The organism is Allocellulophaga tsushimaensis, from assembly GCF_055383085.1.
Genome location: NZ_AP039451.1, coordinates 552349 through 564405, shown reverse-complemented (window position 1 = coordinate 564405; position 12057 = coordinate 552349). Strand labels below are relative to the sequence as shown.

Genomic DNA, 12057 nt, shown 5'->3' with positions numbered 1-12057 from the left:
AAAAGTATATTTATGTTTAATTTTCTTTTGGTACAATACGTTCTACTTTACCTACAATAAAAGTATAGGAAAAGAAACCTAAAAATGCAATTGCTCCAATAAAAAGTAGGGCAGGGCTAAAGTCACCATCCTGCACTAAATAACCAATTACAATAGGAATAATAACTCCAGCAAGACCACCAATAAAATTAAAGGCTCCGCCAATTAAACCAATATTATTTTTAGGAGCTATTAAGGATATAAAAATCCATGCGATACTAGCTAAACCATTGCCAAAGAATGCAATGGCTAAAAAAGTAATTATTAGTGTGGTATTATCTGTGTAGTTGGCACCAATGATAGCTATAGACAAAAGCATTCCTAATATAATTGGAGCTTTTCTAGCTAGTTCAGCAGAATACCCTTTTTTGATTAAATAATCTGACGTAAAACCAGAAAGTAAGACTCCAAAGAATGCTGCTAAAAAAGGAATAGATGCTAAAAAACCTGATTTTAAGAAGTCTAAGCCTCTAAATTCTACTAAATAAGTTGGAAACCATGTCAAGAAGAATATTGTCATAGCGCCTAAACAAAATTGCCCAATATATAAGCCCCATAATTTACGATACATAAAAGCTTGTTTTAAGTCGGACCATTTGAACTTTTTCTTTTCTTCATCTTTCTCTTTTTTCCCGATAAGGCCACCTCCTTTTTCTATATATTCTAATTCGGATTTACTTATTTTCTTATGATTTTGAGGATCTCGATAAAAGAAATACCAAACAGCAGCCCAGATGATACCAATGATACCAGAAATGATGAATAAGCCTCTCCAGCCTAATTGATCTTGAATAGCTACTAATACAGGTGTTAAAAATGCAAGACCTAAGAATTGCCCTGATGTGTATATAGCAATGGCTGAGGCTCTTTCATTTTCTGGGAACCAACGCGTTACCACTAAATTATTTGTAGGATAAGAAGGTGCTTCAAAGATGCCTATACTAGCTCTTAAACCAATTAAAGCTATAAAAGAACTAACTAACCCTTGTAATAAGGTTGCAAGAGACCAAAAGGCCATGATAAAAGGGTATAAAATTCGTGAACGTACCTTATCTGCAACAATTCCACCAGGTATCTGTAAACAGGCATAGGTAACAGAGAATGCTGAGAAGATATAGCCCATTTGAATGGAATCTATATCTAAATCTTTGCGCAGCGCAGGTGCTGCTACAGAAATGTTACTGCGGTCTAGATAGTTAATTACTACGGTAATAAATATCATTACTAAAACATTGTAACGTTTTTTTGTGGTTGATTTCATGGTTGACATGGTGTCATTTTAAATTATAGAAAATTATGATTTTAAAATTATTACTATCGGGTAAATAGGTGTAATTTTCTTTTTTAACTAAATTACATTTGTACTATACAATTGTGCAAAAATGCGGTATTATTTTTTGTTTGTTTGTTTTGTCATGTTCTAATGTTCTAATTTTTTCATTTTTTTAATGTACTGACTTGGTAGTAATCCAAATTGTTTTTTAAAACATTTAGAAAAATATGAAGCAGTATTAAAACCAGTCATGTACATAATTTCTTTTACAGATTTATCACTTTTTTCTAGTAACTGCATGGCTCTTTTTAAACGAATATTTCGTATGAACTCTCCTGAAGATAAACCGGTAAGTTCCTTAAATTTCATGTAAAGATTAGTACGACTAAAGCCCATTTCTTTAACCAATACTTCAACATTAAAGTTGGTGTCAGTCATATATTTTTCTATAACTTCAATAGCTTGTTGTAAAAACTTCTCATCTGTAGATGTAACTGTTATCTCTTTGGGTTGAGAAGAAATTTTTCTATTAAAACGTTTTCTCATCTCTTCTCGATGTTGAATAATGTTTTTTAGTTTTAATCTAAGCAATTTAATTTTGAACGGTTTTCTAATATAATCATCTGCACCCGTTTGAAGCCCTTCAGATTCACTTTCTTCTGATGATTTGGCGGTTAGCATTATAATTGGAATGTGACTTGTTTCTTGTGTCGTCTTAATTTTTTTACAAAAATCATAACCATTCATCAATGGCATAAGAATATCGGAAAGAATAATGTTAGGCATGATATTTTTTGCCATTTCAAATCCTTGTTTACCATTTTCGGCTTCATGTACAATATATTCTCCTTGTAAAGATTGCTTAAGGAGGTTTCTAATATCTGTATTATCATCTACTGCTAATATTACAGGTAATTTAGACCTTCCTTTAGATAAATCTTTATCTATAATTTCATCTTGAACATAATTATCATAGGAGTCTATATGTACTGGATATTGAAGTGTATTATTTTTAATTTCATCTAATAATGTGATGCCAGGAGTATTTTCATAGGTTTCTCTGTCTAAAGGTAACTTTACGGTAAAGATACTTCCTTTATTAGGCTTACTGTTCACAAAAATACTTCCCAAATGTAGTTCTACTAATTTTTTAGTATAAGAAAGTCCAATGCCAGAACCCTCTGATCTTTGTTTTGCTAACTTTTTTTCAACATAAAATCGTTCAAAAACACGTTTTATAGTATCATTGGTGATTCCAATTCCAGAATCTTTTACTTTTATAATTATATAATTTATTTTTTTGTTCCCTAGTCCTTCAATTGCTGTTTTTTCAAAGATTTCTACCGTTATAGCACCATGTTCAGGTGTAAATTTAAACGCATTCGAGAGTAGGTTGTTCATTATTTTTTCTAACGCATCTGGAGCAAACCATGCTTTAGAAATAGTATTACTTGCATTAATCTTAAAATCAACTTTCCGCTTATGACTTAAAAATTGGAAAGGTTCTCCTATTTCTTTAATAAACTCAACAATATTATTTTCAGATAAAGCTAATTCCATTTTACCTCTATCTATTTTCCTAAAATCTAATAACTGATTTACTAACCTTAACAGATAATCAGTATTTTTTTGCATTAAATTTAGCTGTTCATGTACTTTGCTTTTTTCTAAATTTCCGTAGCGCTCTTGTAGGTATTCTAGAGGACCTTTTATTAAGGTTAACGGAGTACGTAATTCATGAGAAATGTTAGTAAAAAACTCTAATTTTACGCGTTGTACTTCCTCATGTTTTTCTTTTTCAAAATGTTCTAATTGTAATTTGTGTTTTTCTGTTGTATTAATAATGGTGTATTTTCTAAAAGCCATTAATAAGCCAATTAATAATAAACCATATAAACCATAGGCAATTTTAGTTTTCCAAAACGGAGGAACAATTTCGATTTCTATTTTTGATGGAGTTTTATCCCAAACCCCATCATTATTTGATGATTTAACATTTAAAACATAATTTCCGGGCTCTAAATTAGTGTAGGCTGCAAAACGCTTATTTGTTGTTGTAAATATCCAATTAGAATCAAAACCATCTAATTTATATGCAAATTGATTTTTTTGAGGAGCCGCATAATGTAGTGCAGAAAAACCAAATGAAACATTATTTTCTGTATGTTTTAATTTTATTTTTTTAGTATTTCCGATATCAGAACGAAGTAAAATTCTATTATTAATTTCATCACCGGAAGAAATTATTTTATTAGAAATTGAAAAACTGGTTATCACAGTTTCAGATTCAAAAGTATTTTCTTTAAGGTTTTTTGGATAAAAACTATTAAAACCATTAACCCCACCAAAAAGCATTTCTCCGTTTTTTCTTTTGAGACATGCTAATTCTTGAAATTCATTGCTTTGCAATCCATCATTAACATCAAAGTTTTTAAAAGTTTTTGTTTCTGGATTAAACCTAGATAATCCTTTATTTGTTGAAATCCATAAATTTCCTTCATTATCTTCTAAAATAGCTTTTATTACATTGTTTGGAAGTCCATCTTTTTCAGAAAAAGATTCAAAGCTTGCGGAAGCATTGTTTGGCATTAATTTATTGATTCCACCACCTAATGTCCCTATCCATATATCTCCGGATTTGCTTTCGAGGATAGGCAATATATAGTTATAACTTATAGAATTAGGATTATTTGGGTTATTCTTAAATACATTAAATTTTGGTTTGCTTTTTAGTGTTTCTTCCTGAGGAAGTTTATTTAAGCCGTCACTCGTGGCAATCCAAATATTACCATTACTATCTTCATAAATATTTCTAATAATATCACTTGAGATGCTATTGGGATCATTTTCATCATTTATAAATATATCCTTTTGATACACTTTTCCGTCATCATCTATTAGCCATCTGTAGATGCCTCCATCATAAGTTCCGATCCATAAATTTTGGTTTTTATCTACTAATAAACTAAAAACACTTTGATTTACATCTGGTAGTGGTATGATACTTTTTTCTGTTATAGCTTTAGGATTATTAATATCTAATTTATACAAACCATTTGAACCTTCTTCCCCTATAAAAAGCGTTTTTTTTCCTTTGTGATTTCGTTCAGTGATCGCAAATGGTTTTATTATTTTTTCTAAAGTTTTAAAATTGTTATAATACACTTCATCATCATTAAGTTCAATGTTTAAGCCGCCGCCTTCAGTTCCTATCCAGAGTGTGCCATTACTATCTTCATACATCGACCTTATTTTATCATAGCTAAGACTATTAACAGCTAAGGTTTTTCTTATGTGTTTAAATTGTTTTCTTTTAGGATCAAATTTATTGATGCCTCCGCCATTAGTACCTATCCATATGATGCCTGTTTTGTCCTTGGCTAATGACCTTATTACATTTTTGCTAATACTATTTTGATTGAGCGGATGGTAAGTAAATTTATTAATAAGTTTAGGTAGTATGTTGTTTGACGTATTATCAAAATATAATAAGCCATTACCAGTGGCACACCAGATGTTATTATCATTATCTACAAGGAGTTCTCTAAATTCACCATCAGTTATTTTGAAAACTTGTTTGTTTAAATTATTTTTCCCTTGGATGTATAGACCATTTTGAGCTCCAATAATTAATTTTTTATTATTGTCCTCAGTAATGCAGGTTATTATAGTATCTTCCGATAATCCAATAGTTTTATTGATTAGAGCAAAATAAGCATCTCCGTTTTTATCTCTTGATAATTTATATAAACCACCAATTCCTCCAATAAATAGTTGTTCGTTACTATCTTCAAAAATGGTGTAAATAGATCTCCCATCCCATGCTGATATTGTAGGTTCATTTGTTAAATTAAATCTTTTAAATGAAACTTCATTCTCCAAAGTTTTATTTAAATCTAACATGTTAACACCTCTTGCGGTACTTACCCATAGCCTGTTTTTAGAGTCTATGTGTAGAGTAGATATATGATTACTGCTTATACTAGATAAATCACCAGCCTTATGTTTAAAAACCTTAAATGTTTCAGTAGATTTATCAAAATAATTTAATCCTCCACCAGTAGTGCCTATCCATAAATTATCAGAATTGTCGCCTACAATATTATAAATTAGATTACTGCTAATACTTTCTTTTCCTTGGTTAGGTTTATATACAGTAAATTCATAACCATCGTATTTATTAAGTCCATCATGTGTTGCAAACCACATATAACCAGCCTTATCTTGATAAATACAATTTATATCGCTCTGTGATAATCCATTTTCTGTTGTTATACGTTCAAAAAATCCTGTGTTCTGCGCTATAGAATTTTGAGTAATACTACCAAAAAGGAATATACATAAGAGTAGTGTTAAATTGTATTTTGTTTGGTTTATAAAGCTCATATGGCTTAATCTAAATTGGTTTTTTAATTTGTTTCAATGAGTCATACTACCATATCCCATTGGTATTATTTCCCATATAACTATTCCATCTCATTTCTCCTTTTTTCGTTACTTTTAATTCTATTCTCTCAATAATACCATTTTTAAAGGAGTAAAGTTGTTCTCCGTCTCTAGAATAGCAATTAATAATATCTATCCAACCATCTTTATCTAAATCTGTTATAAGAGGAGTAGCTCCTAAATTAGCACCTAATGCTATGCTGCGTAATGGGTGAAATGTTTGGTTTTCAAAGTTATATATTTTAAGTTCGTTCATGTAAAAGTCATTATCAAATCCTGAGTTAGGCAGTATATCGTATTCGTTTGTAGCAACTAATACTTCATCTGATTTGTTTTTAAAAAAATTATAAACGGAGGATGAAGCATATTGAAAAACTCCAATAGTATCTTTAGAAACTATTTTTCCTTTTTTACCATCCACTAAAATATGCATTGAAAGTTTATTATTAGACCATGGGGCGAAACTTAAACCAGTATAAAAATCTGGGGTATCATCATTACCCGTAAAAAAACCTGGTGTAGGCATGGTAGATACATGAAATTTAGGATCGATGTTTACTTGCCATATCTTTTTTTTAGTTTTACCGTTAATGCATATCATTTTACCTTCAACAGCATTAGCCACAATATCTTTTACTCCGTCTTTATCTACGTCAATTAATACAGGAGGAGCTATAAAACCTTTTTGCTCTCCAGTTGCTAAAACGATGAGTTTTTCAGTATTCCCTTGCAATAATTCTTTTAATTTTATGCAATAGAGTGTTCCTTTAATTTCTTCTCCACCTGATCCAAATATGATAGAATAATCTGTATCTCCTTTAAACTTATGCACTATAGGTGACATGTATGTTTCTTTTTTATCAGGCATTAAAAAATGATGTAAAACGGTACCTTTTTTAGTACTAATAATCATTAATTCGCCTGGAGGTCGTATGGTGTCTGTTGGTTTAGCTTTTACATATCCTCCAAAAGGAATAATAAGATCTTCTATTTTATCTCCATCTTGATCTTCAATAAATTGGGGATTTAGAAAATTTAATAATTTAGGATCATTATGTAAATCCATAGTTTCTGTAGTTGGCAAATATTCCCAGATTAAATCTCCATTTGCTCCATTTATAGCATATAAAATAGCAGATCTACCTCCTATAAATACATCTGGAATACCATCAGAAGTTATATCTTTAAATATCGGAGTACCCACAACTTGGTTACGTGCAGGAACGCTCCAAAGCAAACTTCCATCTTTTCCATTGATAGCAATTACCCCATTTTTTATAGCGCTAAATTCCGAACCAGCACCTCCTATTACTATATCTAGAATATTATCTTGGTTAAGGTCAATAGCCTTAGGAGACGAAATAAACCCAATCTCATCTATTTTTATTTCCCAATTATTTGGTTCAAATTTAGTAGGTATTAGTATATATATCAGTATAGAAATGAATGCCACTATTAATATACTATAAGCTACTTTTTTATTCATATTCTGTTTAATTTCCACGTATGCTGACGACACTATTATTTTTTACAGCAAGCTTCTTTATGATATGATTTCCTATTTGTTTTCCTTGTTTTATTCCATTTGTAATAGCTGGCATATAATGTATACCCCCGTAAAGTCGACTAATCGATGCTTCGTTTGCAGCTTGTCTAAAGGAAGAATATGTTCTTGCGGGTAAGCCATATTCTACTTCGGTTGAGTCTGTATATGTAACATTATTTCCTAGCAATTCTGACAGTATTGTTGCTGATGCTGACGATATTACACTATGTCCGCTAGTATATTCAGGAAATGGAGGCGTTTGTAAAATTGGATGCCAATTTTTATCTATATACCTGTTAATATATGTTTCTGGACGTATTAAAACTGTTCTATATTTATCATCCCAACAACTTATAAAACTATCTGCGAGAGTAATGGCTAAATAAGCAAATACTTTAGCTCTCTGTGTTAAATTTAAATCCTGTTTTTTACAAACATGTGAAGCAATTAACATCCAATGTGCTCCAGGAGATATTTTTTGCTCAAATTTCATGATATGACCAATATGAAAAGATGCATTTGGGTTACAGTCCCAAAATTTTGCAATCTCTAATTCTTCTTCAGAAGCATTTTTTACCGTGTTATATACATTCATACTTTCTTTATAAAATGTAGATTTTTTATCTGTACTAAACATTGGTGGGTTTCCTGAATTAAATTGTGTAGGAGAGTTGATTACAAAAGTTCTAAGTATATTCCAATTTGGTTCTATAGCTTCTAAAAAATCTGGTGGGGTAGGAGTCCATGTGCCTTCTCCTATATCCTTAACAATTTGAGAATTGTTATTTCTACTTTTATAACCATCTTTTCCAGCCCAGTTAATAATATGTTTTGCTACTAATTCCCCATAATTTATAGAATTAGTTATCATTTCATCTGGTACTCCAAATGTTCTTATTTTTTCTATATATGCTTTTCTGTTTTCTTGAATAACTTCATAACTATAGACCATGCTTTCGGCTACCTTAGAATAAGCAATAATGGCTGCTATAGTATAGGATATTTTTTTATTTTCTTTTGGTTTGGGAATACTGTTTAGGTGTTTAATAGTATTGGTAAGCGATCCTGTTGTAGCTTCATTTTGGCATAATATTTCATATGCAGCAATATTTGGATAAGCAAATATTCTACTAGCCACTGGTGGTGAAAATATATCTTGAACCATAATATCTGTAACCAACTTATTCCAAATATTTAACTGGTCTTTAGAATAGTTTTCAAGTTTTTCTTTGTTAAATGCTTTACTACAACCATTACTGGAAAATAGGAGGATGCATCCAAAACAAACAAGTAAGACTTTCTTCATTTACTTAACTTTTCTTGATTTGCCTAATGAATTATAAATAATTACCTCTTTCATATTTGAAGTAATATACAATTTTCTACTACTTTGGGATAAATATGAATTCCCATAATAAAATTCTTTTTTAGTAGTATGACCATCATTAAATGTTATTTCTGCGTATAAATCTAAGGTGTTTAAAGGAATACTGATACTATTATTAGCGGTATCATATGTAATTGCTTTTGTTTCTTTTGAGTTGATACCAATTAAAAGTACTTTTTTATCATTTGTTTCTAGTTGTACCATACTTTTTTGGTCTCCATTGAGGTAAAGTCCTGTTTTTGATGCTTTAACTGCATTAAAATTACCTTTACCATCACCTAGCATATACGTTCCTATTGATGCATCTGATCTACCATAAATAGGTTCATTGGAGTAAGAATTGCCAACTAAAATAAAATCTAAATTTCCATCTGCATTGATATCTCTTACTAAGACGCTATTTACTGGTGCTACTTGACACTGCCATGGTAAATTAGTGATGTTGAATTTACCATCACCTAAATTTTCAATATAACTTGAAGTTAATTTTTGAGCTTCAAAAATTGGTACATCTTTAGTTTCTTTTTCTGTTAATACCTGTCTAAATGATGCATTAGAATAAGATGCGTAATCTCTAAACCTACGTTTAAATCCAACAATTTGATCTATCATTGCATCTCTATTATGTAAAACAGTTTCTACTCTTTTTCCTTCTGCGTTTTTATTGTAGTATGTTATAACGGGATCTATTTTATTATTTTTATCATAATCACCTGCATAAAGGCGTAATGGCTCTTCTGGTGAAGTTTCAAAAATAGTATTTGCTCCCAAATTTCCTGCTATATAATCTATATCTCCATCATTATCAAAATCTCCTGCGGTAATACTATTCCACCATCCTGAAGTATTTTTTAAACCTGAATCCTCATAGGGTTTTAGATTTCCTTTATCATTGCGATATATGCTTATTGGCATCCATTCACCTACTAAAATTAGATCTACCCATCCATCGTTATCAAAATCTGACCAAATGGCATCAGAAACCATCCCAGGAAATTGCAATGCTTTTGGAGTTTTGTCTTGTAAAACGCTGTTATTATTGTTTAACAAATAACTTCTGGGCGCAATAGGGTACTCACCCATTTTTACTTTACCACCAACAAATAAATCAATATCGCCATCTTTATCGTAATCTGCACCTTTTACAGGCCCACCACTAGATGTTATTTTTGGTAAATTATTAGAAAGTTTAAAGTTCCCTGTTCCATCATTTAGATATAACCTATCTTGATAATTTTCAGAATTTATCTTAAATTCTGATCCGCCACTAGCAATATAAAGATCAAGATCCTCATCCATATCAACATCAAAAAGTAAGGCGCCCATATCTTCATAAATAGAATCGTTGATTATCGTGCGTTGCGTAAATTTTTCTTTGTTTTGAATAAAGAATTTTGAATTATTTTGATGAGCCCCTCCCATAAAAATATCATCTAAGCCATCACCATTTATATCTCCAACAGCTAAACTTGGACCTTCTTTAGAATACATTTTTAAAAGTAAGGGATCATTTTTAAAATCTGTATAGGTATTTTCTTGATGCAAAAATTTTAGGTTTAAAGTATCTGTAACATCAGCAAAAAAATGATCAACAGCTTTTTCTGAAAGCCCTGATTCTCTTGCATCATTATATTTAATTACAGTAGTTTGATTGACAGTAATATTCTTTAACAGTTGTTTTTTATCATTAGGCCATATAATTTCTATACTATCAATAACTTTAGCCGAACCTACTCCAAAATGGATACTTTCTCCCATGCTAGACATATAACCTCTTACATAAGAATGAAAATAACTTTGTGTTTTGCCTCCATTATATATCTTTATAGTGCTACCCAATCCTTTTTTGTTTTTCTCTATATAATCTAGACTAATTTTAATAAAATTTGCAGTATTATTTTCTTTTTGAAGTTCAATAGAATTGTTCTTATATAAAAATACTTCATGTTCAAAATTATTCATGACCAATTCTAGATCTCCGTCATTATCTAAATCAGAAAATACAACACCAGAAGAAATTGATGGCTCGTTAAATCCTGCTTTTTCAGAAATATCTTCCATTTCCATGTTACCCCTATTTTCGTATAGATAATTGGTTTCTATGATAGGAGGCATACTATTTTGCTTTTCTATTTTAAGCGCATCATAAGCTTCTTGTGTACCTATCATAATTCTTTTGCTTAGTCCCAAAGCATGGTCTAAATCAACAATATTTTTAGGATAACCATTAGTAATGTATAAATCTTTTTTCCCATCATTATTATAATCTGCCCAAAGTGGAGACCAGCTCCAGTCTGTACTAAATATACCAGCTAAACAACCAATTTCACTAAAGTTTTGAATTCCCTTCTTGTCTTTGCCTCTATTGAGTTGTAAAGTGTTTTTTATGAATTGTGTATGGTATCCTTTTTCATTTCTTTCTTCATATAAGTCATAATTAATAGCCATTTGCATCTGTTTTCTGCGACTTTCAGATTCAGGAAGCATGTCTAAAACTGTAATATCCATTAAGCCATCTTCATTAATATCTGCGATGTCTACACCCATTCCATGAAATGTGGTATGTCTTAAATATTGATTGGTTTTATTTGTGAAGGTGCCATTTTTATTATTGATGTAAACTAAATCACTAGATACAAAATCATTAGCGATATATATATCTGGCCATCCGTCATTATTTAAATCATTAATAGCAATCCCCAAAGAAGACCCCTCTTTTGTTAGTCCCGCTGCTCTAGTAACATTGGTAAATGTACCGTCTGCATTATTTCTGTATAAGACTTCATTTGTCTTTTTCTCATCAGCAACTGTAGTGTCTTTAATAATTTGATTTCTGTAATTCATTATTTGTGAATTTACAGCAATAACTAAATCTAAATCATTGTCTTTATCATAGTCAAAAAAAGCAGCTTGGGTAGATACTTTTTTAGTATCAATGCCGTAAGCAGCAGCTTTTTCTTTAAATATTGGGATGCCATCAGCATTTAAACCTTGACTCTCATAAAACAAATTAGGTTGGTTTTCTCCTACGGTACAAACATAAATATCATTAAAGCCATCACCATTTATATCAGCAAAGGTTACACCAGTAGACCATTTGTTATTTAAAAGCCCACTAGTTTTGGTAATGTCTTGAAATTTAAGATTACCCATATTTTTATATAATTTAGAAGGTACTTCACTCCCTGTAAAATATAAATCTTCTAAGCCATCATTATCAAAGTCTGCAGCCATTACTCCTGCACCATTATGATAAAAACTATTTTTCATAATGTCTATTTCCTCGTCGCTATGAACTTTATTGACAAAATCAATTTTTGAGCTTTGGGGACTAATCCGCTCAAATTGCTTTATATTGTCATTACA

The 12057-nt window shown here is 30.6% G+C and carries 5 protein-coding genes; all 5 read right to left on the bottom strand.

The window, feature by feature from the left end; genetic code table 11:
- Positions 1-16 precede the first annotated feature (16 nt).
- The 5 genes from ACZ451_RS02475 to ACZ451_RS02455 all read right to left on the bottom strand — a co-directional run bounded on the left by ACZ451_RS02475 (position 17) and on the right by ACZ451_RS02455 (position 11961).
- Positions 17-1300 carry an MFS transporter gene (locus ACZ451_RS02475; protein WP_464215503.1) on the bottom strand — a complete coding sequence of 428 codons (1284 nt, stop codon included), beginning with the start codon at positions 1298-1300 and terminating at the stop codon, positions 17-19.
- Between the two features lie 159 nt (positions 1301-1459).
- Positions 1460-5698, bottom strand: a complete 4239-nt coding sequence (locus ACZ451_RS02470; RefSeq protein ID WP_464215502.1) for a hybrid sensor histidine kinase/response regulator transcription factor — start codon at positions 5696-5698, stop codon at positions 1460-1462.
- Positions 5699-5744: 46 nt separating this feature from the next.
- Positions 5745-7244 (bottom strand): outer membrane protein assembly factor BamB family protein, encoded by a 1500-nt coding sequence (locus tag ACZ451_RS02465; RefSeq protein ID WP_464215501.1) that lies wholly within the window; start codon positions 7242-7244, stop codon positions 5745-5747.
- A 7-nt stretch (positions 7245-7251) separates the two neighbouring features.
- The gene (locus tag ACZ451_RS02460; RefSeq protein WP_464215500.1) at positions 7252-8610 is read right to left on the bottom strand and encodes a vanadium-dependent haloperoxidase; all 1359 of its coding nucleotides are present in this window, start codon (positions 8608-8610) and stop codon (positions 7252-7254) included.
- Positions 8611-11961 carry a VCBS repeat-containing protein gene (locus tag ACZ451_RS02455; RefSeq protein WP_464215499.1) on the bottom strand — a complete coding sequence of 1117 codons (3351 nt, stop codon included), beginning with the start codon at positions 11959-11961 and terminating at the stop codon, positions 8611-8613.
- Between the last annotated feature and the right edge of the window lie 96 nt (positions 11962-12057).

What these genes read in the sequence shown, in the direction of transcription:
- ACZ451_RS02465 (WP_464215501.1), bottom strand. Translation starts at nt 7,244, where the DNA reads ATGAATAAAAAAGTAGCTTATAGTATATTAATAGTGGCATTCATTTCT.
- ACZ451_RS02475 (WP_464215503.1), bottom strand. Translation starts at nt 1,300, where the DNA reads ATGAAATCAACCACAAAAAAACGTTACAATGTTTTAGTAATGATATTT.
- ACZ451_RS02460 (WP_464215500.1), bottom strand. Translation starts at nt 8,610, where the DNA reads ATGAAGAAAGTCTTACTTGTTTGTTTTGGATGCATCCTCCTATTTTCC.
- ACZ451_RS02455 (WP_464215499.1), bottom strand. Translation starts at nt 11,961, where the DNA reads ATGAAAAATAGTTTTTATCATAATGGTGCAGGAGTAATGGCTGCAGAC.
- ACZ451_RS02470 (WP_464215502.1), bottom strand. Translation starts at nt 5,698, where the DNA reads ATGAGCTTTATAAACCAAACAAAATACAATTTAACACTACTCTTATGT.